Annotated in this window: 21 protein-coding genes; 12 read left to right on the top strand and 9 right to left on the bottom strand. The window is 71.0% G+C overall.

All coding sequences use genetic code 11. The features are described 5' to 3' along the window. The first annotated feature begins 172 nt into the window (after positions 1-172). From ABZ454_RS17980 to mnhG, 6 genes are read left to right on the top strand one after another with little or no spacing between them, the layout of a single operon-like run. A complete protein-coding gene (locus ABZ454_RS17980; protein WP_359539021.1) occupies positions 173-3,100 on the top strand; it encodes a Na+/H+ antiporter subunit A in 2,928 nt (975 codons plus the stop codon). After that, on the top strand, positions 3,097-3,801 hold the full coding sequence (locus ABZ454_RS17975) for a Na(+)/H(+) antiporter subunit C (RefSeq protein WP_359539020.1): 705 nt from the start codon (positions 3,097-3,099) through the stop codon (positions 3,799-3,801). The genes ABZ454_RS17980 and ABZ454_RS17975 overlap by 4 nt, the downstream gene beginning before the upstream one ends. Next, positions 3,798-5,450: a Na+/H+ antiporter subunit D gene (locus ABZ454_RS17970; RefSeq protein ID WP_359539017.1), complete on the top strand. Its 1,653-nt coding sequence runs from the start codon at positions 3,798-3,800 to the stop codon at positions 5,448-5,450. The genes ABZ454_RS17975 and ABZ454_RS17970 overlap by 4 nt, the downstream gene beginning before the upstream one ends. Beyond that, entirely contained in the window at positions 5,447-6,088 is a 642-nt protein-coding gene (locus ABZ454_RS17965; protein WP_359539016.1) for a Na+/H+ antiporter subunit E, read from the top strand. The genes ABZ454_RS17970 and ABZ454_RS17965 overlap by 4 nt, the downstream gene beginning before the upstream one ends. Next, positions 6,085-6,420, top strand: coding sequence for a monovalent cation/H+ antiporter complex subunit F (locus tag ABZ454_RS17960; RefSeq protein WP_359539014.1), 336 nt, complete (start codon positions 6,085-6,087; stop codon positions 6,418-6,420). The genes ABZ454_RS17965 and ABZ454_RS17960 overlap by 4 nt, the downstream gene beginning before the upstream one ends. Beyond that, a complete protein-coding gene (gene mnhG, locus ABZ454_RS17955; protein ID WP_359539012.1) occupies positions 6,417-6,770 on the top strand; it encodes a monovalent cation/H(+) antiporter subunit G in 354 nt (117 codons plus the stop codon). Before ABZ454_RS17960 ends, mnhG begins: the two co-directional genes overlap by 4 nt. A gap of 162 nt (positions 6,771-6,932) precedes the next feature. Here the strand turns inward: mnhG and ABZ454_RS17950 are convergent, their stop codons facing one another. The 6 genes from ABZ454_RS17950 to ABZ454_RS17925 all read right to left on the bottom strand — a co-directional run bounded on the left by ABZ454_RS17950 (position 6,933) and on the right by ABZ454_RS17925 (position 14,279). Next, on the bottom strand, positions 6,933-7,724 hold the full coding sequence (locus ABZ454_RS17950; RefSeq protein WP_359539011.1) for an ABC transporter permease: 792 nt from the start codon (positions 7,722-7,724) through the stop codon (positions 6,933-6,935). Then, positions 7,721-8,713, bottom strand: a complete 993-nt coding sequence (locus ABZ454_RS17945) for an ATP-binding cassette domain-containing protein (RefSeq protein WP_359539010.1) — start codon at positions 8,711-8,713, stop codon at positions 7,721-7,723. Before ABZ454_RS17945 ends, ABZ454_RS17950 begins: the two co-directional genes overlap by 4 nt. Before the next feature lie 101 nt (positions 8,714-8,814). Further along, positions 8,815-9,660 (bottom strand): DUF4097 family beta strand repeat-containing protein, encoded by an 846-nt coding sequence (locus ABZ454_RS17940; RefSeq protein ID WP_359539009.1) that lies wholly within the window; start codon positions 9,658-9,660, stop codon positions 8,815-8,817. A gap of 110 nt (positions 9,661-9,770) precedes the next feature. Next, entirely contained in the window at positions 9,771-10,292 is a 522-nt protein-coding gene (locus ABZ454_RS17935; protein WP_356320690.1) for a toxin-antitoxin system HicB family antitoxin, read from the bottom strand. Between the two features lie 744 nt (positions 10,293-11,036). Further along, positions 11,037-12,548, bottom strand: coding sequence for an L-arabinose isomerase (gene araA / locus ABZ454_RS17930; protein ID WP_359539008.1), 1,512 nt, complete (start codon positions 12,546-12,548; stop codon positions 11,037-11,039). A gap of 72 nt (positions 12,549-12,620) precedes the next feature. Then, complete coding sequence (locus ABZ454_RS17925; protein ID WP_359539006.1) at positions 12,621-14,279, bottom strand: ribulokinase; 1,659 nt, start codon at positions 14,277-14,279, stop codon at positions 12,621-12,623. A 672-nt stretch (positions 14,280-14,951) separates the two neighbouring features. On the opposite strand from ABZ454_RS17925, the gene ABZ454_RS17920 reads away from it, so the two are divergent. The 5 genes from ABZ454_RS17920 to ABZ454_RS17900 all read left to right on the top strand — a co-directional run bounded on the left by ABZ454_RS17920 (position 14,952) and on the right by ABZ454_RS17900 (position 20,925). Continuing rightward, the gene (locus ABZ454_RS17920) at positions 14,952-15,950 is read left to right on the top strand and encodes an ABC transporter substrate-binding protein (protein ID WP_359539004.1); all 999 of its coding nucleotides are present in this window, start codon (positions 14,952-14,954) and stop codon (positions 15,948-15,950) included. 72 nt (positions 15,951-16,022) lie between these two features. Beyond that, positions 16,023-17,582, top strand: coding sequence for a sugar ABC transporter ATP-binding protein (locus ABZ454_RS17915; protein WP_359539002.1), 1,560 nt, complete (start codon positions 16,023-16,025; stop codon positions 17,580-17,582). After that, positions 17,579-18,679: an ABC transporter permease gene (locus ABZ454_RS17910; protein ID WP_359539000.1), complete on the top strand. Its 1,101-nt coding sequence runs from the start codon at positions 17,579-17,581 to the stop codon at positions 18,677-18,679. The genes ABZ454_RS17915 and ABZ454_RS17910 overlap by 4 nt, the downstream gene beginning before the upstream one ends. Then, complete coding sequence (gene yjfF, locus ABZ454_RS17905) at positions 18,676-19,701, top strand: galactofuranose ABC transporter, permease protein YjfF (RefSeq protein WP_356320702.1); 1,026 nt, start codon at positions 18,676-18,678, stop codon at positions 19,699-19,701. Before ABZ454_RS17910 ends, yjfF begins: the two co-directional genes overlap by 4 nt. 108 nt (positions 19,702-19,809) lie before the next feature. Next, on the top strand, positions 19,810-20,925 hold the full coding sequence (locus tag ABZ454_RS17900; RefSeq protein ID WP_359538997.1) for an aldose epimerase family protein: 1,116 nt from the start codon (positions 19,810-19,812) through the stop codon (positions 20,923-20,925). Positions 20,926-21,339: 414 nt separating this feature from the next. On the opposite strand, the gene ABZ454_RS17895 is transcribed toward ABZ454_RS17900, so the two are convergent. Then, on the bottom strand, positions 21,340-22,356 hold the full coding sequence (locus tag ABZ454_RS17895; RefSeq protein WP_356320714.1) for a LacI family DNA-binding transcriptional regulator: 1,017 nt from the start codon (positions 22,354-22,356) through the stop codon (positions 21,340-21,342). 370 nt (positions 22,357-22,726) lie between these two features. Here ABZ454_RS17895 and araD point away from each other — a divergent pair, with 370 nt between their 5' ends. Next, on the top strand, positions 22,727-23,455 hold the full coding sequence (gene araD / locus ABZ454_RS17890; RefSeq protein WP_359538995.1) for an L-ribulose-5-phosphate 4-epimerase AraD: 729 nt from the start codon (positions 22,727-22,729) through the stop codon (positions 23,453-23,455). Between the two features lie 102 nt (positions 23,456-23,557). Here the strand turns inward: araD and ABZ454_RS17885 are convergent, their stop codons facing one another. Further along, a complete protein-coding gene (locus ABZ454_RS17885; protein WP_356312074.1) occupies positions 23,558-25,087 on the bottom strand; it encodes a UDP-N-acetylglucosamine 1-carboxyvinyltransferase in 1,530 nt (509 codons plus the stop codon). Between the two features lie 454 nt (positions 25,088-25,541). After that, positions 25,542-25,976: a VOC family protein gene (locus ABZ454_RS17880; protein ID WP_359538993.1), complete on the bottom strand. Its 435-nt coding sequence runs from the start codon at positions 25,974-25,976 to the stop codon at positions 25,542-25,544. Between the last annotated feature and the right edge of the window lie 79 nt (positions 25,977-26,055).

Genomic DNA, 26,055 nt, shown 5'->3' with positions numbered 1-26,055 from the left:
CTCGCCCCGCACCCCCCGGTGCCACGCCCCGTCGTACGGCGACAGCCGGTGCCGTGAACCGTCGCGCGGCCCTCGCGTCCGCCACCGCCTGCGGCGCGTCGGCCGGTGCGGCAGGGGCCGCCGCGTCCCGGACACCCTCCCGGGACGGGTGCGGGCCACTCCGCGGGGCCGTATGACCGCGCTCGTCATCTGCCACTTCATCCTCGCCGCGTGCGCACGACCGCTGGTGCGGCGGCTGGGCACACGCGCCTTCGTCGTCCTCGCGCTGCCCCCGGCCGCCACGACCTGCTGGGCGTTCGCCCAGTGGGACACGGCGGCCTCCGGAGCCTCGGTCACCTGGTCGTGGACCTGGATCCCGGCGTACGACGTCTCCATCGGCCTGCGCCTGGACGCCCTCGCCGAACTCATGGTGCTGCTCGCGGCCGGCATCGGCACGCTGGTCCTGCTCTACTGCGCCTCGTACTTCAAGGACGACACGCCGCAACTGGCGAACTTCGCCGGGATCCTGCTCGCCTTCGCCGGGGCCATGCTCGCCCTCGTCCTCAGCGACGACCTGATCACGCTCTACGTGTTCTGGGAGCTGACCACCGTCTTCTCCTACCTGCTGATCGGATACGACAGCGAGCAGCGGCACAGCCGCCGCTCCGCCCTCCAAGCGCTCACCGTCACCACCCTCGGCGGACTCGCCATGCTCATCGGCTTCCTGATCGTCGGTCAGGCCGCGGGCACCTACCGCATCTCCGCGATCCTCGCCGACCCGCCGCCCACGAGCCTCGCCGTCTCGGTGGCAGTGGTGCTGATCCTGTGCGGGGCCCTGTCCAAGTCGGCGATCTGGCCGTTCAGCCTCTGGCTCCCGAACGCCATGGCGGCGCCCACTCCCGTCAGCGCGTATCTGCACGCCGCGGCCATGGTCAAGGCCGGCGTCTACCTGGTCGCCCGGCTCGCCCCGGGCTTCGCCGACGTCCCCGTGTGGCGGCCCGTCGTGATGATCCTCGGCGCCGCGACGATGCTGCTGGGCGGCTGGCGGGCCCTGCGGCTCAACGACCTGAAGCTCGTCCTCGCCTACGGCACCGTCAGCCAGCTCGGCTTCCTCACCCTGCTCGCCGGCGTCGGCAACCGCGACGCGGCGCTGGCCGCCGCCGCCATGATCCTCGGGCACGCCCTGTTCAAGGCGCCGTTGTTCCTCGTCACCGGCATCGTCGACCATGCCGCCGGGACCCGGGACCTGCGGATGCTCTCCGGCGTCGGACGGTCGCTGCCCCACGTCTGCGCCGTCGCCGTGACCGCCGCCGCCTCCATGGCCGCGTTGCCCCCGCTGCTCGGCTTCGCCACGAAGGAGGCCGCCTTCGGCGCCCTGCTGCACGGTGACACCGCGGACCGCTGGGCGCTGGGCATCACGGTGGCGGGATCGATGCTCACCGTCGCGTACACGGTCCGGTTCGTCTGGGGCGCGTTCTGGCGCAAGCCCCGTGTCCATGACACCCCGGTCCACCGAGTCGGCTGGGCGTTCCTCGCCCCGCCCGCCCTGCTCGCGGCCTGCGGGCTGGTGCTGGGCCCCGGCGTCGGGTGGACCGACCGGCTGCTGAGCGCGTACGCGGACGTCTTCCCCGCCCCCGCCCACCCGTACCACCTCGCGCTCTGGCACGGCTGGAGCACCGTCCCGCTGCTGTCGGCCGTCGCCACGGCGGGCGGGGCACTGCTCTTCGCCGCACGCGGCCCGGTCACCCGGCTCTCCCGGCGGATCGCCTGGCCGACCGCGGACAGCGTCTTCGGCCACCTGCTGCTGGGACTCGAACGGCTCTCCCTGCAGATCACCGGTTTCGTCCAGCGCGGCTCGCTGTCGGTCTACCTCGCCACCACCCTGCTCGTGGTGCTCGCCGGCCAGCTCGCCGTGCTCGGCGTCGACCGGCCCTGGCACGGAGCGTCGGCGCCGCGACTGTGGGACGTACCGCTGCAGGGCGCCGTCGCCGTGCTGACCTGCGCTGCGGCGCTGAGCTGTCTGACCGTCAGCCGCCGCATGAAGGCCGTGGTGCTGGCCGGACTCACCGGATACGGGACCGCGCTGCTCTTCGTCGTGCAGGGCGGACCGGACCTGGCGCTCACGCAGTTCTGCGTGGAGACCGTGTCGATGATCGTGTTCGTGCTGGTGCTGCGGCGGATGCCGGTGCACTTCCAGGAGTCGGTGAGCACCTGGCGGCGGGCCGTGCGCATCCCGGTGGCGCTGGCCGCGGCGGCCACCCTGAGTGTGGTGGTGTGGGTCGCGGCGGCCGCCCGCACGGCGGAGCCGGCGGGCGCCGCCATGGTCGAGGAGACCGCGCACCACGGCCTCAAGGACGTGGTGGCCACGATCCTGGTGGACCTGCGGGCCTGGGACACCATGGGGGAGTCCGCCGTCCTGGCCGCCGCGGCGGTCGGCGTGACGAGCCTGATCTATCTGCACCGGCGCGCGGAAGGGGACGCGGCCCCTCCGGAGACTCGGCGGCACACCGCCTGGTCGGTGACCACGCCCCCGCTGACCGGTGTTCCGCAGGGCGACGAAGGAGCGCCGGAGCGCGGCTGGCTGGCGGCCGGGGCCACCCTCGCGCCCGAGCACCGCTCCCTCGTCTTCGAGGTGGTGGCCCGACTGCTGTTCCACCCGATCCTGGTGCTCTCGGTGTATCTGCTGTTCTGCGCGGAGAACATGCCGGGCGGCGGCTTCGTCGCCGGACTGGTCGCCGGACTCGCCTTCATCACCCGCTACCTGGCGGGCGGCCGCTTCGAACTCGCCGAAGCCGCCCCCCTGCAGCCCGGCCTGTTCACCGGACTCGGCCTGTTCCTCTCCACCGGAGTGGCCCTGCTCGGCCTCGCGGACGGCACGGTCCTGCACGCCTGGACCCACCACGGACACCTGCCGCTGATCGGCGACTACCACTTCGGCACACCGGTGATCTTCGACTGCGGGGTCTACCTGCTGGTCATGGGAGTGGTGCTGGACATCGTGCGGGCCCTCGGCGCGAAGGTCGACCGGCAGATCGAGCGGGCGGCGGCCGAGAAGGCGGCGGCCGCGCGGCCGGCCGGGCCGGCCTTCGGACCGGCCCCGGAGACGGGGGGCGCCCCGTGACCGTCAGCGCCTCGCTCCTCGCCACCGCCGCGGTCCTGTGCGCCGTCGGCGGCATCCTCATGCTCACCCGGCCCCTCACCCGGATCCTGCTGGGCGCGGTGATCGCGGGCAACGGCATCAATCTGCTCGTCCTGTCCGCCACCGGGGCGGCCGGCCGCGAACCCCTGCTCTACGGCGTCGAGCTGGGCCGGGTCACGGACCCGCTGCCCCAGGCCATCGCCCTCACCGCGATCGTCATCACGCTGGCCACCACCGCGTTCCTCCTCGCCATGGCCTACCGCGGTCACCAGCTGACCGGTACGGACGAGGTGCACGACGACCTGGAGGACCGGCGCATCGTGCTGCGCGCCGAGGTGCTGGGGGAGCGCGACGAACTGCGCGAGCAGTACCGGGCCGAGTCCGACCGCACGGCCGAGGCGCGCCGCCGCTACCGCGAGGAACGCCGCCGGCTACGGGCCCGCCTGCGCGCCGACCGCGCCCTCCAGGCCCGCGGCCGGGACGCCGGCGGGGACCTGTGGCACGACGTCCTGGGCGCGGACCCGGAGGACTACCCGCCGGCACGCTCCGCCGGACACCCCGCACCCACCGACGGCCCCGGGCGGACCAGGGGCACTGAACCCGCCGAGGGCCCGGAACGTCCCGAACGCACCGACGGCGCCCCCCACGCCCCCGACGACGTGAACCGAGGAGACGCCGGGTGAACGCGCTCGTCCCCCTGCCGGTGCTGCTGCCGCTCTGCGCCACCGGCCTGAGCCTCGCCTTCGGCACCCGGCTCAAAAGGTTCCAGCGCTTCATCAGCGTCGTCGTCCTCAGCGCCGTACTGGGGCTGTCCGTCGCCCTGATGATCGCCGCCGACACGCACGGCCCGCTCAGCGTCCACCTCGGCGACTTCGCACCGCCGCTCGGCATCACCCTCGTCGCCGACCGGCTCTCCGGCCTGATGCTGACCGTCTCCTCGGCGGTGACCCTCTGCGTCCTCGTCTACTCCCTGGGCCAGGGCATGGCCGACCGGGACGAGGAGACACCGGTCGCGGTCTTCCACCCCGCCTACCTGATCCTGGTCGCCGGGGTCTCCTGCACCTTCCTCGCCGGCGACCTCGTCAACCTGTACGTCGGCTTCGAGATCATGCTGGTCGCCAGCTTCGTCCTGCTCACGCTGGGCGGCACCGGCTCCCGGATCCGGGCGGGCTCCACGTACGTGATCATCTCCCTCTTCTCCTCGATGCTCTTCCTCACCGCCATCGCCATGACGTACGCGGCCACCGGTACCGCCAACTTCGCCCAGCTGGCCGGCCGCCTCACCGCACTCCCGCTGGGCGTCCAGACCCTGATCCAGGCGATGCTGCTCACCGTCTTCGCCATCAAGGCCGCCGTCTTCCCCCTCGCCGCCTGGCTGCCCGACTCCTACCCGACCGCTCCGGCACCCGTCACCGCGGTCTTCGCCGGCCTGCTCACCAAGGTCGGCGTCTACTCCATGCTGCGCACCGAGACCCTGCTCTTCCCCGGCAACCGGCTCGGCGACCTCCTGATGGCAGCGGCGCTCGCCTCGATGGTCGTCGGCATCCTGGGCGCCGTCGCCCAGACCGACCTGAAGAGGCTGCTCTCCTTCACCCTCATCAGCCACATCGGCTACATGATCTTCGGGATCGGCCTCGCCACCAGGCAGGCGTACAGCGGCGCGATCGTCTACGTCGTCCACCACATCACCGTCCAGACCACGCTGTTCCTGGTGGCCGGACTGATCGAACGCCGGGGCGGCACCACCGAGCTCACCCGCCTCGGCGGCATCGCCAGAGCCGCCCCGCTGCTGGCCGTCCTCTTCTTCGTGCCCGCGATGAACCTGGCCGGCATCCCCCCGCTCTCCGGCTTCATCGGCAAGCTCGGACTCATGCGCGCCGGTGTCGCCGACGGCGGCGTCTGGGCGTGGATCCTCGTCATCGGCGCCACGGTGACCAGCCTGCTCACGCTGTACGTGATGGCCAAGGTCTGGAACCTGGCGTTCTGGCGGGCCGCGCCCCCCGGCCAGGCCGCGGACGGCACGGTCCTGGAATCCGACGACGACAGCGACGACGACAGCGACGAGGGCCCCGACCGGATGGCCGGCACCGGCGACGAAGGGGTACGCCCCCGCCACGAGCCGGCCGGACGCGCGGTCGCGGCCACCCTCCACGGCCATGCCGTCACCACCACGCGCAGGCTGCCGCATCCGATGATCTGGGCCACGTCCGCGACGGTGGCGCTCGGACTCGCCTTCACCGTCTTCGCCGGACCGCTGACCTCGTACACCGACCGCTCGGCCGCCGAACTCATCGCGCGCGTCCCCTACATCGAGGCGGTGCTCGGCCGGTGAAACGCCTCAAGCTCTCCCGCCGCAACAAGGGCCTGCCCCCGCTCAGCTGGGTGTTCGGCACGCGCCGTCCTCGCGTGCTCGACCTCCCGCTGATCGCCTGGCTCACCGTCATCTGGGTGATGCTCTGGTCGAGCCTGAACTGGGCCAACGTGCTGACCGGTGCGGTGGTCGCGGTCGCCGTGTGTCTGGCGTTCCCCCTGCCGCAGGTCGATCTGGGGCTGCGGCTGCACCCCTGGGGCATCCTGCGGCTGGCCGGCTATCTGCTCTACGACATGTACACCTCCGGCGTGAAGGTCACCCGGCAGATCTTCGGGGACCATCCGCACCGGGCCGCCGTCATCGCCGTACCGCTGCGCTGCCGCTCGGACCTGATGCTCGCCGCGACCGCCGTCGCGGTGTCGAACGTGCCGGGCGGGTCGATCGTCGAGGTGCGCCGCGCCACCGCCACCGTCTTCGTGCACGTCCTCGACGCGGACCGGCCCGCCGAACTGGACGCGGCCAGGCGTTCCGTATGGCGCATGGAGGAGCTGACCGTCCGGGCCTTCGGCACCCGTGACGAGATCGAGCGGGTCGCCGGCCCGGTCCCGCCCGCACCGCACACCGGCGCGCGGCCGGGAGACCACGAGGAGGGCGCATGAGTGCGCCGGAGACCGTCGACCGGGTGCTGCTGACCGCATCCGTCGTCCTGATCGTCGTCGCCGGGGCGGGGTTGCTGTTCCGCATCTGGCGTGGCCCCTCGATGCTGGACCGGGCGATCTCGCTGGATGTCTGCGCCGCCCTCATCATCGCGGGGCTCGGCGCCAAGTCCGCCTTCGCGCGCGACGCGTTCTACTTCCCGATCATGCTGGTGCTGGCCTTCCTCGGCTTCACCGGGTCGGTCGGCATCGCGCGCTTCATCGCGGTGCGCGACCGGCCGCCGGGCCGGCGGCGCCCCGACGGCGGACCGCGGACCGAACAGGAGGCGCCATGAGCCTCTGGCTGCAGATCGTGGACACGGTGGGAGCGGTCCTGCTCCTGATCGGCGCGGCCATCTGCCTGCTCGGGGTGATCGGCATGCTGCGGCTGCCGGACGTCCTGTCCCGCAGCCACGCCGCGACCAAGCCGCAGTCACTCGGCCTGCTGCTGGTGCTGGCCGGGGTGGCGCTGCGACTGCGCAGCGGCATGGACCTCGCGACGCTGGCGCTGATCGGCTTCTTCCAGCTGATGACCGGCCCGGTCGCCGCGCACCTGGTCGCGCGCTCCGCGTACCGCACCGGCCAGATCGACCACGGGGAGCTGCTCTTCGACGAACTGGACGAGCAGCTCACCGAGGAGAGCTGAGAGGACGGGGCCCGGCCGCCGCCCGCACGAGTAGCCGCCGGCCGCTCACGGCGGTGACACGCCGGTGGGGCGGCGCACGCCGGCGTGGTGTCGGTGTGTGCCGCCCCGGGGTGGGTGGAGGTGGGTGCGGTGGCCTTGGGGGCCGGCATGGTGCTTGTTCGGTCAGGCGGGGTCGTTGTTGAACTTGGCGGTGGCCCAGAGGTAGCCGAGTGTGGTGAGGCCGAGGGTCCAGGCGAGGGTGAGCCAGCCGTTGTTGCCGATGGGGGTGTTCTGGAGGAGGCCGCGGAGGGTTTCGATGGCGGGGGTGAAGGGCTGGTACCGGGCGATGGGCTGGAACCAGCCGGGCATGGTGGTGAGGGGGATGAAGGCGCTGGACAGGAGGGGGAGCAGGATCATGGGGAGGGCGTTGTTGCTGGCGGCTTCGGCGTTGGGGCTGATGAGGCCCATGCCGACGGCGATCCAGGTGAAGGCGGTGGCGAAGAGGGTGAGCAGGGCGAGGGCGGCGAGCCATTCGAGGGGGGTGGCGTGGGTGGTGCGGAAGCCGATGGCGAGGGCGACGGCGCTGACGAGGATGACGCTGGCGAGGCATTGCAGGACGCTGCCGATGACGTGTCCGATGAGGACGGATCCGCGGTGGATGGCCATGGTGCGGAAGCGGGCGATGATGCCTTCGGTCATGTCGTTGGAGACGGAGACGGCGGTGCCGATGGTGGTGGAGCCGATGGTCATGAGGAGGAGGCCGGGGACGATGTAGGCGATGTAGTCGGCGCGGGTGGCGTTGCCGCCGCCGATGCCGGTGCTCATGACGTCGCCGAAGATGTAGACGAACAGGAGCAGCAGCATGATGGGGGTGAGGAGGAGGTTGAGGGTGAGGGAGGGGTAGCGGCGGGCGTGCAGGAGGTTGCGGCGGAGCATGGTGGTGGAGTCGCGGATGGCGGGGGCGAGGGTGTTCATCGGGTTGTCTCCTTGGGCTGGTGGGGGAGGTGGGCCGGGGTGGTGAGGGCGAAGAAGACGTCGTCGAGGTCGGGGGTGTGGACGGTGAGTTCGTCGGCTTCGATGTGGTTGGTGTCGAGGCGGTCGAGGATGGTGCGCAGGTCGTGTTGGCTGCCGTTGCTGGGGAGTTGGAGGGTGAGGGCGTCGTCGTCGCGGGTGGTGTCGGTGAGAGTGGTGGCGGCGTGGTGGTAGGTGGTGGGGTCGGTGAAGCGCAGGCGGATGTGTCCGCCGGGGATGAGGCGTTTGAGGGCGTCGGGGGTGCCTTGGGCGGCGATCTTTCCGTTGTTGAGGACGGCGATGTGGTCGGCGAGCTGGTCGGCTTCTTCGAGGTATTGGGTGGTGAGCAGGACGGTGGTGCCGTCGTTGACCAGGGTGCGGATGATCTGCCACATGGTGTGGCGGGAGCGGGGGTCGAGGCCGGTGGTGGGTTCGTCGAGGAAGATGATGCTGGGGTTGCCGACGAGGGTCATGGCGATGTCGAGCCGGCGTTTCATGCCGCCTGAGTAGGTGGAGGCGGGTTTGGTGGCGGCTTCGGTGAGGTCGAAGCGTTCCAGGAGTGTGGTGGTGGTGCGGCGGGCCTCGTGTTTGGGCAGGTGGTGGAGGTCGGCCATCAGGAGCATGTTCTCCTCGCCGGTGATGAGTCCGTCGACGGCGGAGAACTGGCCGGTGACGCCGATCGCGGCGCGTACGGCTTGGGGGTGGGTGGCGAGGCTGTGGCCGCCGACGTGGATCTCGCCGGAGCCGGCGTCCGCGGAGACGAGCGTCGAGAGGATCTTGACCGCGGTGGTCTTCCCGGCCCCGTTCGGACCCAGCAAGGCGAAGACCGTGCCCGCCGGGATACGCAGGTCGATGCCGTCGAGAACCACCTTGTCTCCGTAGGACTTGCGCAGCCCGACGGCTGAGACGGCGTCCGGCGACGGGTGACCGTCGACGTTTTTGGATGTGGGCATGACAGATGAAGGCACGAGGCCCTCCCGTTCGAAGGCTGAAGTGACGGGGTGCGGGACGAGTTGACGTAGGTGCGGTGGTGCGGGGTGCGCTGTTGCGGTGATCAGGCCTTGGCGCGGCGGACGTCGATGTTGCCGTACCGGGTGCGGGCGCGGACCTTGACGGTGTCCTCGGTCTCCGTCGGGGTCTCGGAGGCGGTGAGGGTGTTGCGCACCTGGCCGGAGCCGGAGTTGACGTCGAGCCAGGCGGCGGTGCCCTCGCGGATGCCGACCTCGATGGCTCCGTGATTCGTCTCCAACTGAACGGTCCCGCGAGCGACTTCGCCGACGCGCAGCGTGCCGTGCGCGGTGGTGGCGGTGACCGAGTCCTCGGCGCGGGCGATGTCGATGTCGCCGTTGGAGCCGCTCACCCGCAGCTCGCCGGTCGCGGCGCCCACGGTGGTGGTGCCGTGCGAGTTCTTCAGGACGGCGGGACCGTCGAGGAGGCCGACGCGCAGGCTGCCGGAACTGGTGGTGATCTCGGCCTTGCCTTCGACGTGGTCCACGGTGATGGAGCCGTGCGAGGCGGTCAGGTGCAGCGGGCCGGTCCTGTCGAGGCGGACGTCGCCGGACGAGGTCTTGACCCGCACCTCGCCGAGCCGGCCCTCGCCGAGCACCTGCGCCCAGGCGCCGGTCACGTCGACGCGTGAGCCCGTCGGCAGCTCGACCGTCACGTCGACGGTGCCGGTCCGGCCGATCAGATAGCGCTGCTTGGGCGTCCTGATGGTCAGCGCGCCGCCCGCGTAGGTGACCTCGGTCTGCTCGGCGGCCCGTACGTCCTGGTCCTTCTTCGGGTCACGGGGCCGGGCCTCGACGACGGTGTCGAGGCGGTCGCCCGCGGTGAACTGGAGGGAACCGGCCTCCACGTGCGCGGTGACCGAGATCGGTTCGGGAGTGTCGAAAGAAGGCATGGCTGTCCCGTCCTTTTGGCTCTTGTGGGTGTCCCCGCTGGTGGGGCGTGGTGTGGGTGAAGTGGTGTGAGTGAAGTGGTGGGGAAGTTCAGCGGTGGGGCGGAGAGCTTCTAGCGCACCCACCCCGTGTAGTTCTGTCCGAGCGTCCGGCTCTTCTCGGCCACGCGCGGCCCGGTGCCGCCGTCGACCGAGGCGGACACGGCGCGCACCAGCCACGCGTTGACCGACAGGCCCTCGCGAGCCGCGGCCTCCTCGGCGCGTGCCTTCAGGTGGGCCGGCAGGCGCAGGTTGACGCGGGCGGTGCCGCCCTCGTCGCTGTCGGCCAGGGACGCGGCCGGCGTCGTGAGCGGTTCGGCGGGCGCGGCCGGCTCCGCGGGGCCCGACCCGGCGGCCGGCAGCGTCACCACGAAGTCGGGGTCGAGCCCGCGCAGCCGTACGTCGACCGAGCCGGGGGCGAGGTCGCGGGTGATCTCGTCCATCGCCGCGGAGAGCACGTTGAGCATGGTGAGCCGGGTCGCCGACTCCAGGGGAGCGGTGAGCCTCTCCGCCAGCTCACGGGCTTCGTCGCCGCCGGCTTCGGCGGCCACCGCGAGTTCGCGGCGGAGGGTGTCGACATACGGGGTGAGGTCCATGACGCCATCATGGCACCATCGTGGTGCCATGTGCAAGCGGTCTGGCGCCACTTGGGGCGGTGTGCTCGTCCGTGAGTGCGCTGACCTGCGGCTATGTGATGGCATCAGTTGGTGTGTCAGTGGTGTCAGGCGGGTGCTAGGTGTCTCTGCCGGGCTGAAATGGCACCACCTGGCACCACCTGGCACCACCTGGCACTACGCGGCACCACGTGGTGCCAGGTGGCGGCGCGTAGTGCCACCGTGCGCCAGACGGGCGGGGCGCGGACGCGCCCCGCCCGCTGGGTGGCGGACAAGGCCGGCAGAACACCACGCCTTCGTCACGCCGTCGCAGGCAGCACCCCCGGCCCCCCGTCGCGCGGACCGGCAACCGTGTTGGCAACCGTGCCGGCAGCTACAGCCGCGGCAGCGGGCGGTGCGGGTCCATGGTGCGGGCGGACTTCGCGGCGGTCGCCTCGCAGATGAGGGTGCGACGGCCGCGCTCGGCCCGGACGACGAAGGGCCGGCCGCCGGCCCGGGGTGGGTCGGCGACCGGCGTGAGAGCGCGGCCCTCGGCGGCGACCGGTGTCAGATCGCGGCCTTCGCCGGCGGCCGGTGTGAGGCCGCGGCCTACGTCACCACCTTTCGCGGCCTTCTTCGAAGCCTGGCCGCCCTAGAAGCTCCCGGCCGTCTTGGTAGCTCCCGGCCGCCCTGGGCGCTGCTGGCCTTCCTGAGAGCCCCTGGTCGTTCTGAAAGCTCCCGGCCGCCCTAGAAGCCGAGCGCCAGCCGGTGGTAGGCCTGGTTCCACCGGAGCTCGCGGCGGAACTGCCTCGGGGTGGTGGTCTCGTCGATGAGAGCCAGTTCCATCTGCAGCATCTCGGCCAGGTCGTCCACGTGCTCCGCGGTGAGTGCCGTGCTCAGGACGGTGTGATGCGGCCCTCCCGCGGTGAGCCACGACTCCGTGGACGTGCGCAGGTCGGGGCGAGGACGCCAGACGGCGCGGGCGACCGGCAGCGCGGGCAGGGGGTGCGTCGGGGACACCACGTCGATCTCGTTGGCGACCAGGCGGAAGCGGTCGCCGAGGTCGGCCAGGCCGACCACGACCGCCGGGCCGGGGGCCGCGTCGAACACGAGGCGGACGGGGTCTTCGCGGTTGCCGATGCTGAGCGGGTGGATCTCGCAGCTCGGGGTTCCGCTCGCGATGGTCGGGCAGACCTCCAGCATGTGCGCCCCGAGGATCAGTTCACCGCCCGGCGTGAGGTCGTAGGTGTAGTCCTCCATGAAGGACGTCCCGCCGGGCAGGCCGTCGGCGGCGACCTTGAGGGCGCGCAGGAGCACGGCGGTCTTCCAGTCCCCCTCGCCGCCGAAGCCGTACCCCTGCGACATGAGGCGCTGGACGGCGAGGCCCGGCAGCTGGCGCAGACCGCCGAGGTCCTCGAAGTTGGTGGTGAAGGCGCCGAAGCCGCCCTCCCCGAGGAAGGTCCGCAGACCGGCCTCGATACGCGCCGCATAGCGCAGGGAGCCGTGCCGCTCGCCGCCGTCCCGGAGTTCCGGCGCGAGCCGGTAGATGTCCTGGTACTCCTTGACGAGAGCGTTCACCGTGGCTTCGTCGGCGGAATCGACGTACTCGACCAGGTCGTTGACGCCGTACGTGTTGACGGAGACCCCGAAGCGCAGTTGCGCCTCGACCTTGTCCCCCTCGGTGACGGCCACGTCGCGCATGTTGTCCCCGAAGCGGGCGACCTTGAGCGAGGCGAGTTCGGCCCGCGCCGACGCTGCGCGGGCCCAGGTCGCCACGCGCTCGATCGTCACCGGGTCGCTGACGTGGCCCGCGACCGTCTTGCGGGCCACGCCGAGACGCGACTGGATGTGTCCGAACTCGCGGTCACCGTGGGCGGCCTGGTTCAGGTTCATGAAGTCCATGTCGATGGTGGCCCAGGGCAGCGCCACGTTCGACTGGGTGTGCAGGTGCAGCAGGGGCTTGCGCAGCGCGTCCAGGCCGGCGATCCACATCTTGGCGGGGGAGAACGTGTGCATCCAGGCGACGAGTCCCACGCAGCGGTCGTCGCTGTTGGCCTCGAGACAGACGCGCCGGATGGCGGAGGCGTCGGTCAGCACCGGCTTCCAGACGACGCGTGCCGTGAGGCCGGGCGCCGCGGCGAGGGCGGTGGCGATCTGCCCCGACTGTTCCGCGACCTGCCGCAGGGTTTCCTCGCCGTACAGGCCCTGGCTCCCGGTGAGGAACCAGATTTCACGGTCGGAGGGATTCAGGCTGGGCACATGGACTCCTGGTGAGACGTGATGACTTGGGCGAGGGCGAGGGCGAGGGCGGCGGGGGAGGCGGCCGACGGGTCAGCCGGCGGCGGCGCTCCGGTTGCGGATGTTCCTCAGGCGGTGCAGCAGCTCTCCGGCGCCGAAGTGGTCGTGCAGCGCCCGGTACTCGGCGAAGAGTCCGTCGTAGGCGTCCGCCCGCGCCGGGTCCGGCGTGTAGACGTCGCGTTGTACGCGCCCCATGGCGGCCGTCGCCGTACGCACGTCCGGATGCGCTCCGGCCGCGACCGCTGCGTGGATGGCCGAACCCAGCGCGGGCCCCTGCTGCGAAGCCGCCAGCGATACCGGGCGGCGCAGCACGTCGCTGTAGATCTGCATGAGCAGTTCGTTCTTGGCCAGACCTCCGGCGACGATGAACTCACGCACCGGGACGCCCCCGCCTTCCAGGGCCTCGACGATGATCCGGGTGCCGAAGGCCGTCGCTTCCAGCATCGCCCGGTAGACGTCCTCCGGCCGGGTGGCGAGGGTGAGCCCGACGAGGACGCCGGAGAGGTGGTGGTCCACCAGCACGGACCGGTTGCCGTTCAGCCAGTCCAGGGCCACCAGCCCGTGACCGCCGACGGGCTGTCCGGCGGCCTTGCGGGTCAGCAGGGCGTGCAGGTCCTCCCCGCGCTCGGCCGCCTCGTCGAGGTACTCCTGCGGGACGCCCTGGCTCAGGACCCAGGCGAACACGTCCCCCACCGCGCTCTGTCCGGCCTCGTAGCCGTAGGTGCCCTCGACGATGCCGCCCTGGACGACGCCGCAGATGCCGGGGATGTCCGCGAGCACGGGAGCGTTGACGACGTGACAGGTCGAGGTGCCCATGATGGCGAGCAGGCGGCCGTCCTCCACGGCCTGTGCGGCCGCGGCGGTGACGTGGGCGTCGACGTTGCCGGCCGCGACGGCGATGCCCGCCGGCAGCCCCGTCCACCGGGCGGCCTCCGCGGTCAGGGAGCCCACCCGCGAACCGAGCTCGGCCAGCGGGAACTCGAGCCGGGTCCTGGCGAAGTCGGCGAAGTCCGGGTGCAGGGCCGCCAGGTACTCCTCGCCGGGGTAGGCGCCGTCCTGATGGATGCCCTTGTAACCGGCCGTGCAGGCGTTGCGGGACTCCGCGCCGGTGAGCTGCCACACGATCCAGTCGGCCGCCTCGATCCAGCGTGCGCAGCTGTCGTAGACCCCGGGGTCCTCCTCCAGGACCTGCAGAGCCTTGGCGAACTGCCATTCGGCCGAGATCCTGCCGCCGTACCGCGTGATCCACTTCTCGCCACGGGCGTGGGCCAGTGCGTTGATCCGGTCGGCCTGTCCCTGCGCCGCGTGGTGCTTCCACAACTTCGGCCAGGCGTGGGGCCGGCCGGCCAGCTGCGTCTCGGCGAGCGGGGTGCCGTCGGCCAGCGTCGGCAGCACCGTGCAGGCGGTGAAGTCGGTCGCGATGCCGATGACCGAGCCGGGGTCGACGCCCGCGGCGGCCAGGGCCTCCGGTACGGCGTGGCGCAGCACGTCCCGCCAGTCCTGGGGGTGCTGGAGCGCCCAGTCCGGAGGCAGCGGGGTGTCCGTGCCGGGAAGCCGCCGGTCGATCACCCCGTGTGCGTAGTCATGGACCGCCGAGGCCAGCTCCTCTCCGTCGCGGACCCGCACGACGACGGCACGGCCCGACAGCGTGCCGAAGTCCACGCCCACGGTGTACCGGTCGGAATCGTTCACGCGTCGAGGGGCTGGGGCTGTGTCGGGGTGGGGTGGTGTCACCAGGTCGGCCTTTCGGGGAGTCGTGGCGTGGTGGCGGACCGGGGAGGCGCGGGCGCGTAGCCGAGGGGCGGATCGGTCGACCAGATGCAGTGTGAGCGCTAACAATCTAGGAATCAAGAGCGGTGCGCAGGTGGGTGAGTTGTCCTTCCTGGGCCGCCGATCGAAGCGGTGGTCCTCTCCGGAGTGTTTCGCCCCTGCCTCTGCCCTTGCGCCCGCCCGCTTCCCTGGCGGTGATCCGTTGGGTGGCTGCTCACGGGCGGCCCGGCGGCCACGGAGGGGCGTCCCGTGGACCTCCCGCAGTCGCATGCGGACGGTAACGGAAAAGTAACGCACGCCGGGGGATTGAGAACCTGGACTGTTAGCGCTCACAATGCAGCGGCGCCCTTCCTTCGAGGGCCGCTCGCTCGTGCTTCGCGGCTGATCCCTGCCCCGGTCCACCGGAGGCCGCAGGGCCAGGTCGCTCGAAGTCGCTCCACTCGCTCGACGTTGCTCCACTCGCTCGAAATCGCTCCACTCGCATGAAGTCGCCCGCACTCGCTCGCACTCGCCCGAACAGAGCACCTCGCACCGGCCGGACGCTTCCGGACCGCGCCGGTGGCATTCCCTGAACTCCCGAAAGGACAACCCACCATGGCCCGTAGAGCTGCCGTCCTCGCAGGTATCGCCCTCATCGCGTCCACCGCGCTGACCGCCTGTTCCACCGAGAACCCCGACTCCGGTTCCACGGCAGGCTCCAAGGACAAGTCGAACGGCAAGATCGTGCTCGGCTTCGCCCAGGTCGGTGCGGAGAGCGGGTGGCGCACGGCCAACACCAAGTCCGTACGGGAAGCCGCCAAGGCGGCCGGGATCACCCTGAAGTTCTCCGACGCGCAGCAGAAGCAGGAGAACCAGATCAAGGCGATCCGCACCTTCATCCAGCAGCGCGTCGACGTCATCGCCTTCTCGCCGGTGGTGGAGTCGGGCTGGGACACGGTGCTCAAGGAGGCCAAGGACGCCGGCATCCCCGTGATCCTCACCGACCGAGCCGTCGACAGCCAGGACACCTCGCTCTACAAGAGCTTCCTCGGCTCGGACTTCGTCAAGGAGGGCAAGGCCGCCGGGGAGTGGCTGACCACCGAGTACGCGAAGGACAAGAACCCGGTCAACATCGTCGAACTGCAGGGCACGACCGGCTCCGCCCCCGCCAACGACCGTAAGGCCGGATTCGCCGAGGTCATCAAGGGCGACAGCAAGTTCAAGATCATCGCCTCGCAGACGGGCGACTTCACCCGGGCCAAGGGCAAGGAGGTCATGCAGGCCTTCCTGAAGTCGCACAAGGACATCGACGTCCTGTACGCCCACAACGACGACATGGCCCTCGGTGCGATCCAGGCCATCGAGGAGGCCGGGAAGCAGCCCGGCAAGGACATCAAGGTGATCTCCGTGGACGGGATCAAGGACGCCTTCGTGGCGATGACCCAGGGCAAGATCAACGTCGTGGTGGAGTGCAACCCGCTGCTCGGGGACCAGCTGATGGACCTGGCCAAGAAGGTCGCGGCCGGGGAGAGCGTCCCGGCGCGCGTCGAGACCGAGGAGGGCGTCTTCCCGCAGGACAAGGCGGAGGCCGCACTGCCCGGCCGCAAGTACTGACGCCGGCCGCTTCGACGCAGGAGGAGGCCCGTCGACGCGCCTCCTCCGCCACACCTCATGAGAGGAGGGCGGATGACAGCCCCATCCACCTCGAAGACCCCCACCGCCGGTGAGCCGCAGCCGGTGCTGGAAGCGCGGGGTATCCGCAAGCAGTTCCCGGGCGTGCTGGCCCTGGACGACGTCGCCCTTCGCCTCTTCCCCGGCGAAGTGCACGCCCTGATGGGCGAGAACGGCGCGGGCAAGTCCACCCTGATCAAGGTGCTCACCGGAGTCCACCCCGCCGACGGTGGCAGCATCCTGGTCGACGGCCGGCCGCACGAGTTCGGCGATCCCCTCCAGGCTCAGCGGGCGGGCATCAGCACCGTCTACCAGGAGGTCAACCTCTGCCAGAACATCTCCGTCGCCGAGAACATCCTCATCGGGCGCGAACCCCGGCGGTTCGGACTCATCCACTGGTCCGCGCTGCGCCGGCGCGCCGCCGATCTGCTGAAGGAGCTGGACCTCGGCCTGGACGTCACCAGTCCGCTCGGCGCGCACTCGCTGGCCGTACAGCAACTAATCGCCATCGTCCGGGCCGTGGACGTGTCGGCCAAGGTCCTCGTCCTGGACGAACCCACCTCCAGCCTGGACCGCGACGAGGTCGCCGAACTGTTCACCCTGATCCGGCGCCTGAGGGACCGCGGCGTCGCCATCCTGTTCGTCACCCACTTCCTGGACCAGGTCTTCGAGATCTGCGACCGCGTCACGATCCTCCGCAACGGCCGCCTGGAAGGTGAGTACGCGATCGGGGAACTCACCCCCGTGTCCCTGGTGCAGCGCATGATCGGCGGAGAGCTGGCCACCCTCGACCAGCTCTCGGACCGGGCTCACCGCGAGGCGACCGACCGCTCGGAGGGCGAACCCTTCCTCCGGGCCCGCCGGCTGACGCGGACGGGGTTCATCGAGCCGTACGACCTGGACATCCACCCGGGAGAGGTCATCGGCCTGGCCGGACTCCTCGGGTCGGGCCGCACCGAGGCCGCGCGTCTGCTGTTCGGCGCGGACAGCGCGGACGCCGGCGAGCTGACCGTGTCGGGCCAGCCGGCCTCCCTGCGCACGCCGCGCCACGCCATCGCCCACGGCATCGCCTTCTGCTCGGAGAACCGCAAGGCCGAAGGCCTCGTGGGAGAGCTGACCATCCGCGAGAACATCGTGCTCGCCCTGCAGGCCGCCCGCGGCTGGACGAGGCCGCTGGCGCGCACGAAACAGGAGGAGCTGACGCGGCACTGGATCGAGGCGCTGGACATCCGCCCCGCGAACCCCGAGGCCCAGGTACGTCACCTCAGCGGAGGGAACCAGCAGAAGGTCCTGCTGGCACGCTGGCTGCTGACCGAGCCCCGCCTCCTGATCCTCGACGAACCCACCCGGGGCATCGACATCGGAGCCAAGGCCGAAATCCAGAAGCTCGTCGCACGTCTCGCGGCGGAGGGCACCGCGGTGCTGTTCATCTCAGCGGAGCTCGACGAGGTCCTGCGGCTGAGCCACCGCATCGGCGTGCTCAGGGACCACCGGATGGTGGCCACCCTGACCAACGACGACAGCGTCACCCCCGAACGCATACTCGCCACCATCGCCACCGGAGCGAACTCATGAACTCCCAGCCTGCCCGGGCCACCCCGGGGGGCGGCCTGGGGAAGCGCCTGGCCGGTCACCGGCTGCTGTGGCCGTCGCTCATCCTGCTCGCCCTGCTGCTCGGCAACCTCGCCTTCACCCACGACTTCTTCTCCGTGCGGGTCCGCAACGGCCATCTGTACGGCAGCCTCATCGACATCCTGCAGTTCGGCGCCCCGCTCATCCTCGTGGCGCTCGGCATGACGCTCGTCATCGCCACCCGAGGCATCGACCTGTCGGTGGGTTCGACCGTCGCGATCGCGGGGGCCCTGGCCTGCCGGCACCTGGCGAACTCGTCGGACCCGGGCAGCGTGGGCACGATGTTCACGGCCGTCGCCATCGCCCTGGGCGTGGCCCTGGTACTCGGCCTCGCCAACGGACTGCTGGTCTCCCGGCTGGGTGTGCAGCCCATCGTGGCGACGCTGATCCTCATGGTCGCGGGCCGCGGCGTCGCGCAGCTGATCACCGACGGCCAGATCATCACCGTGAGCAGCGGCCCGTACAAGATGATCGGCGGCGGCTACTGGCTGATGTTCCCCTTCGCCGTGCTCCTCGCGGCCGTCGTCGTCGCGCTCACCGCTCTCCTCACCCGCCGCAGCGCGCTGGGCATGCTCATCGAGTCCGTCGGCGGCAACCCGACGGCCAGCCGCCTGGTCGGCATCCGCGCGGCCGGCCTGCTGACCCTGGTCTACGTGTTCAGCGCCGTGTGCGCGACCGTCGCCGGCCTGATGATCAGCTCCAACGTCTCCAGCGCCGACGGCAACAACGCCGGACTGTGGATCGAGCTCGACGCGATCCTCGCGGTCGTCATCGGGGGAACCGCCCTGACCGGCGGACGCTTCTCCCTGGGCGGCACCGTACTGGGCGCCCTCATCATCCAGACGCTTTCGACGACCGTCTACACCCTCGGTGTTCCTCCCGAGACCACGCTCGTGTTCAAGGCGGTGGTCGTCATCGTGGTGTGCCTCGTACAGTCCCCGGTCTTCCGGTCCAAGGTCCTCCAACGGCGCAGGACCTCGCCCCCACGTCCCACCACCACGGCGGGCGAGGCTCCGCTGCAACAGGAGGCCCGCGCATGAGCACCGGCATCGCGAACACCGCCGCGATCCTCACCCGGCCCTTCCGCGGAGCGGCGTCGGCGCGCAGCCGCACCCGTATCCCCCTGATGGTCACCGCCGTCCTGCTGGTGGCCATGTTCACCGTCGGCTCGGTGCGCTACGAGGGGTTCTTCTCCGCGCAGGTCCTGCTGAACCTGCTCATCGACAACGGCTTCCTCCTCGTCGTCGCCGTCGGCGTCACCTTCGTCATCCTCACGGGCGGGATCGACCTGTCGGTCGGCTCCGTGGTGGCGCTGTCCACCATGCTCACCGCGTGGCTGGTGGAACAGCACAACTGGCCGCTGGCCTCCGTCATCCCCCTGGTACTGCTCGTCGGGGGCGCCGGCGGGGCGTTGATGGGCTGGATCATCCACACCTTCGAGATCCAGCCCTTCATCGTCACCCTGGCCGGCATGTTCCTGGCCCGAGGGCTCTGCTACATGATCAGCACGGAGTCCATCTCGATCAACGACCCGTCCACCGTCCGGATCGCACAGATGCGCCTGTACGGCCCCGAGGGCCTCTTCGTCTCCCTCTCCGTGGTCATCGCGCTGGTCACCGTGGCGATCGCCTTCGTGATCCTCCATCACACCCGTTTCGGCCGGAACGTGTACGCCCTCGGCGGCAACGAGACGTCGGCGCGGCTGATGGGCCTGCCCGTGGGCGGCACCAAGATCACCGTCTACGCGATCAGCGGCCTGTGCTCGGCCCTGGGCGGGCTGCTGCTCACCTTCTACATGCTCTCCGGATACGCACTGCACGCCATGGGCATGGAGCTCGACGCGATCGCGGCCACCGTCATCGGCGGCACCCTGCTGACCGGCGGATCCGGCTTCGTCCTGGGCACCGCTCTCGGCGTACTGGTCCTGGGCCTGATCCAGACGGTCATCAACTTCCAGGGCACGCTCAGCTCGTGGTGGACCCGCATCGTCATCGGGGCGCTCCTGCTGGTCTTCATCGTGCTGCAGCGCCTGATGGGCGGTCGTCGGCCCGTCGGTGAATGACCGACGGGCCGCGTCCGGGTCCCGCTCCGGACGCCGGACGCCGGACTCGGCAGAGCCCTCTTCCGCCCGTGCGGCTTGCGGGCGGGCCAACCACCAAGGACACACAACATGGGACACGCACAGGAATCCGCCGACGAGGGCACCCGGCACACGACGCTGTCGGAGCGGCGGACCGGTCGCCCGGAGCGCCTGCCCGGTACGGGGACGGGGGACCGGTGGGTCTTCGGGTTCCCGGGACAGGCGCGCGCGGAGGTCCACACACTCGGCGCCCGCCTCCACTCCCTGCTCCTGCCCGACCGGTGGGGGAACTTCGCCGATGTCGTCCTCGGCGCCCGGGACGCGGAGCAAGTCCGGGGGCCCGCAGGCTACTTCGGGGCGACGGTCGGCCGTTACGCGAACCGCGTCGCCGACGGCAGGCTCCCGGTGGACGACGTCATCCACCAGCTGGACACGCAGCCGACCGGCCACACCCTGCACGGCGGGCCCGAAGGCTTCGACCAGCGACTCTGGCGGTGCGAACCGTTCCACTCCGCCGATCGCACCGGTGTGCGTCTGCATCTGCACAGTCCGCACGGCGACCAGGGCTTCCCGGGCGCGCTGAACGCGCGCGTCACCTACACGCTCGACCGGGACGGCGACCTGACCCTGGCCTACCAGGCCGTGGCCGACGCGCCCACCGTCGTCAATCTCACGAACCACGCGTACTGGAACCTGGAAGGTGAGGGGGCCGGCGACGTCCTCGCCCACGACCTGCAGCTGGACGCGTCGCTCTACACCCCCGTCGATGCCGACCTCATCCCCCGGGGCGCACACCGGTCCGTCATCGGCTCCCCGTTCGATCTGCGGCGTCCACGCCGTCTGTCGGACGTCCTGACCGGTGCGGACCCACAACTCGCCCTGGCGGGCGGGGGATTCGACCACAACTGGGTCCTGGACGGCGGCCGCCGCGCGGTCCCGCGCAAGGTGGCCGTCCTCTACGCCCCCGTCTCGGGGAGGCGCCTGGACGTGCACACCACCGAACCGGGCATCCAGGTCTACACGGCCAACGGCTTCGCCGGTGAGGTCACCGGTAAGCGCGGACATCCGTACCGCGCCTACGCCGGCGTCGCCCTGGAGACGCAGCACTTCCCCGACTCGCCGAACCGGCCGGACTTCCCGTCCGCCCTCCTGCGGCCGGGCGAGGTCTACGGATCCGTCACCGTCCTGCGCTTCAGCACCCGCTGAGGGCCCGGCCCCCGCCGTCCGGCCCGCTCCGCTGCCGGGGGGCGGGCCCTCGGCGTATGAGGAAGGCGACGCCCTCGGCCGGGGACCGGAGGCCCGGCCGGCGGCCTTTCGGGGCGCACCCGGACGCGACGCGCGTGGCGCCCGCCCACCGTCGTCGTCTCCCCGCGTTCGTGGCCGTCGCTCACATGCGCCGCGTGCCTCCGTGGACGTGCTTTCCGCGGCGACTCTCACACACGCCCCACATGCCGAACGATGCTCGGTATATCGAACATAGGTGGAGCGTGCGAACCGAGAAGCCCCGGTACGGCCGTGGCGCGTGCCGTTCCCCGGCCAGGAGGACCGGTCGGCCGGCCCTGGACTCGGACGACCCGACGGCGGGGAAGGTGCTGCTGCAGCCCGCGCGACAGGGCCCCTTCACTCCCCGCGTCGGCGGGCCGTGCTCGCGCGCACGATGAGTTCGGGGGCGATCGTCAGGTGCCGCGGCTGCTCGTCCCGGCCCTCGATGCGGTCCAGGAGCAGCGCGATGCTGCTCTGGCCGAGTGCGGCGAAGTCCTGCCGGATCGTGGTGAGCGGGGGCGGGAAGAACTCCGCCTCCGGGATGTCGTCGAAGCCGGCCACCGCGACGTCCTCCGGCGTTCGCACGCCGACCTCGCGGAAGGCCCGGAGCACCCCGAGCGCCATCTGGTCGTTGGCGACGAACACGGACGTCAGGCCGCCCTGCCCCCGTCCCGAGGGCGCCATGACACGCCCCGCCAACTGCTGGCCCGCCTGGTACCCCGACAAGGGGCTCCAGTCCCCCCGCAACGGCGGAGGCACCTCCGCCCCGGCCTCACGAAGAGCCGTCTCCCATCCGGCGGTGCGGGCTTCGCTCTCCAGCCAGTTCTCGGGGCCGGCGACATGCCACACCGTGGAGTGCCCGGCGGCGAGGAGGTGCTCCGTGATCATGCGGGCCCCGAGGTTCTGGTCCAGGGAGACGCCGGGGCGGTCGAGCGTGTGACCGCCTTCCACCGTGACGACGGGGCACGGGGCGTCGAGAGCGGCGAGCGCTTCGACCGCGTCACGCTGGGACGTGATGACGATGACGCCTTCGACGCCCCAGGCGCCGAGATGCTGCATCGCCTCGGTGAGCGCCGCCTCGGTGGCCGTCCGCAAGGTGACGGCCGACACCAGATAGCCCCGGTCCCGGGCCGCCTCCTGCACGCCGGTGAGCATGCTCGCCGGGCCGTGCAGGGTGGTGTTCGCCGCGATGACGCCCAGGGCGTGGGTGCGCCTGGTCGCGAGAGCGCGCGCCGCCGAGTTGCGCCGGTAGCCGAGCCGCTCGATGACGTCCGTCACGGCAGCCCGGGTCTTGGGGCTCACGTTGGGGTGGTGGCTGAGAACACGTGAGACGGTCTGGTGCGAGACGCCGGCCACGCGCGCCACGTCCGACATGGTGGGCGCCCTCACGGCGTCGGGGACCTGGGGCAATCCATTTCCTTCCTGGGGTGAGCGGCGGCTGTCCCCAAGGTACCGCCCTGCCTCGGACCGGTTTTCGGGTGATCCGGTGCGGCTTTTGGGGCCAACTGAGACTGTTTGCGCTCACATTTTCTCGCGGGATGCGCTCGACCAGGCCCACAAACATGGCGTCAGGGGCTTGAGTGAACGATATGTTAGCGCTCACAATTTGGGGAGCGTTAGCGCACGCCCTACCTGGCTTGCGCAGTGATGCGGGGCGCGGCGGTTCTCGCCTCGCGCCCTGGTTGCCCCTCGCGCCCAGTCATGGGAGCCCTGTGCGAAATGCGGTGAGAGCGTAGTGAGCGATATGAGCCTCAAGAGTCTGCGGCAAGAGGTGCTGGCGGCCAACCTGCGTATTCCGGAAGCCGGCCTGGCCACGCTTACCTGGGGAAACGTGAGCGGGGTGGACAGGGAGGCGGGCGTGTTCGTCATCAAGCCGTCCGGGGTCTCCTACGCCGACCTCACCGAGGAGGACCTGGTGGTGGTGGGACTGGAGGACGGGCGGGTGCTGGAGGGGAGGCTCCGGCCGTCCACCGACACCGAGACGCACCGCTGTCTGTATCGGGCCTTCCCCTCCGTGGGCGGCGTGACGCACACCCACTCGGTCCACGCGGTGGCCTTCGCCCAGGCCCGTTGCCCGATCCCCGTGCTGGGTACGACGCACGCGGACACCTTCAACGGCGCCATCCCGGTGACCGAGGACCTCACGGCCGAGCAGTGCGCGCGGGACTACGAGTACAACACGGGCCAGGTGATCGTGTCGCTGCTGGAAGGTGACGCGTCGCGGGCCGAAGCGGTGCCCGGGGCACTCGTCTCCCGGCACGGGCCGTTCACCTGGGGCGCCACGGCGACGGCCTCGCTGGAGAACGCCATCGTCTGCGAGGCGGTGGCGGAGATGGCCCTGCACACCATGGCCCTCCGGCCGGCGGGCCTGACTCCCTCAGCGCCTCCGCCGCACCTGCTCGACCGGCACTACACGCGTAAGCACGGACCGGACGCCTACTACGGCAACGACGCCGTCACCGGGGCTCATTGACCGGGGACCGCCGGGAGTCGGAGAGACGTTGACCCAGCTTTCGGGGCTGGGTCAACTCCCTCCGTCCGCGCAGTGCAGGCGGGAGGCCGGAGTGCAGGAGACCTAGATGTCGCGGAAGATCTCGATCTGCGCCCCCACCGAGTTCAGCCGCTCCGCCAGCTCCTCATAACCGCGGTTGATCACATACACGTTGCGCAGTACGGACGTTCCCTCGGCCGCCATCATCGCGAGCAGGACCACCACGGCCGGCCGCAGGGCCGGCGGGCACATCATCTCCGCCGCGCGCCACCGGGTCGGGCCCTCGACCAGCACCCGGTGCGGGTCCAGGAGCTGGAGGCGGCCGCCGAGGCGGTTGAGGTCGGTCAGGTAGATCGCGCGGTTGTCGTAGACCCAGTCGTGGATGAGGGTCTGGCCCTGGGCGGAGGCAGCGATGGCCGCGAAGAACGGCACGTTGTCGATGTTCAGACCCGGGAACGGCATCGGGTGGATCTTGTCGATCGGCGCCTCCAGTTTGGAGGGCCGGACCGTCAGGTCGACCAGGCGGGTGCGCCCGTTGTCGGCGGCGTACTCAGCCGTGCGGGCGCAGTCGACGCCCATCTCCTCCAGGACCGCGAGTTCGATCTCCAGGAACTCGATCGGCACCCGGCGGATCGTCAGCTCGGACTCCGTGACGACGGCGGCGGCGAGCAGGCTCATCGCCTCGACCGGGTCCTCGGAGGGGGAGTAGTCGACGTCCACGTCGATGTTCTTCACGCCGTGCACGGTCAGCGTCGTCGTGCCGACGCCGTCCACCCGTACGCCCAGCGCCTCCAGGAAGAAGCACAGGTCCTGGACCATGTAGTTGGAGGACGCGTTGCGGATGACGGTGGTGCCGTCGTGCCGGGCGGCGGCCAGCAGCGCGTTCTCGGTCACGGTGTCGCCGCGCTCGGTCAGCACGATGGGGCGGCCGGGGGTGACGGAGTGGTCGACCTGGGCGTGGTAGATGCCCTCGGTCGCGGCGATCTCCAGCCCGAAGCGGCGCAGCGCGATCATGTGCGGCTCGATGGTCCGCGTGCCGAGGTCGCAGCCTCCCGCGTACGGGAGCCTGAACTGGTCCATCCGGTGCAGCAGCGGCCCGAGGAACATGATGATCGACCGGGTCCGGCGGGCGGCGTCCGCGTCGATGGCGTCCATGTCGAGTCGGGCCGGCGGGACGATCTCCAGATCGGTGCCGTCATTGATCCACCGGGCGCGCACCCCGATGGAGTTCAGCACCTCGAGGAGACGGTAGACCTCTTCGATCCTGGCCACCCGGCGCAGCACCGTACGGCCCTTGTTGAGCAGCGTCGCGCAGAGCAGCGCCACGCACGCGTTCTTGCTGGTCTTGACGTCGATGGACCCGGACAGCCGGCGCCCGCCGACCACCCGCAGGTGCATGGGGCCCGCGTAGCCGAGCGAGACGATCTCGCTGTCGAGGGCTTCACCGATGCGCGCGATCATCTCAAGGCTGATGTTTTGATTGCCGCGCTCGATGCGGTTCACGGCGCTCTGGCTGGTGGCGAGCGCCTCGGCGAGCTGACTCTGCGTCCATCCCCGGTGCTGTCGGGCGTCGCGGATGAGCTTGCCGATACGTACGAGGTAGTCATCTGACATGACAAAAGGCTATCTCAGATATGAGATGAGACAGGAAGTGGGGTGCGGTGTTCGGGTGACCGGCGTGTGGAGAGGTGGAGGAGGGGCCGGTGGGGCGCGGATGCCCCGTTCGTCCTCGTCGTCCCGCGGGTACGGCCGCCGGGCCCGCCCTGTGTCTCCACGGCGGCACTGGACGGGGGACCGATCACCGCCTCGTCCGATGCCTCTGGCAGCCTTCCCGGTCGCCGGCGAGGCACGCCGCTTCCGCGCGTGCTCGTACGCCGGTGAGGGTGCGTCGGGTGTCGCATCAGGCTCCGGCTGCGGCTGCTTGTCGCCCAGGGCCGGATCAGCCGCCGGCGGGTGGCGCATCCGGGCCCGCGGAGCCCCGGGTGCCGGGCGGCCCTCCGATCCGGGGCGCGCGTCGCGGCGGACGCCCGGGCTCATCGCCTCACGAAGGCGCCGCGTCCGCCGCCGCTCAGTCGAGGCAGAACTCGTTGCCCTCGACGTCCTGCATGTTCAGGCACGACTCGTTCTCCTCGTCGGCGGTCAGCAGTTGCCCGCGTACCGCACCGAGCGGGAGCAGCCGTGCGCATTCGGCCTCCAGGGCGGCCAGGCGTTCCTCGCCCACGAGTCCGGTGCCGACCCGCACGTCGAGGTGCACCCGGTTCTTGACGACCTTCCCTTCGGGAACGCGCTGGAAGAACAGCCGCGGGCCCACGCCCGAGGGGTCGGCGCAGACCGCGTACGCAGGCCCCTGCTGCTCCGGGGGCCACGTGCGATCGAAATCGTCCCAGGTGGCGAAGCCCTCCGGAGGCGGCGCGACGTACCCCAGCACCTCGGCCCAGAAGCGAGCGACGCGCACGGGTTCCGCGCAGTCGAAGGTGATTTGAACCTGCTTGATCGACGCCATCGGGCCATCGTAAGGGCGGCGCGTCTCGTCGTCACCGCGAATCCGCTCCCGACTGGGCGGTGTGGGCCACGAGACCGAC

Origin of the sequence: Streptomyces sp. NPDC005803, assembly GCF_040630435.1 — a bacterium.
Lineage (GTDB): Bacteria > Actinomycetota > Actinomycetes > Streptomycetales > Streptomycetaceae > Streptomyces.
This window is presented reverse-complemented; position numbering and strand designations above follow the sequence as displayed.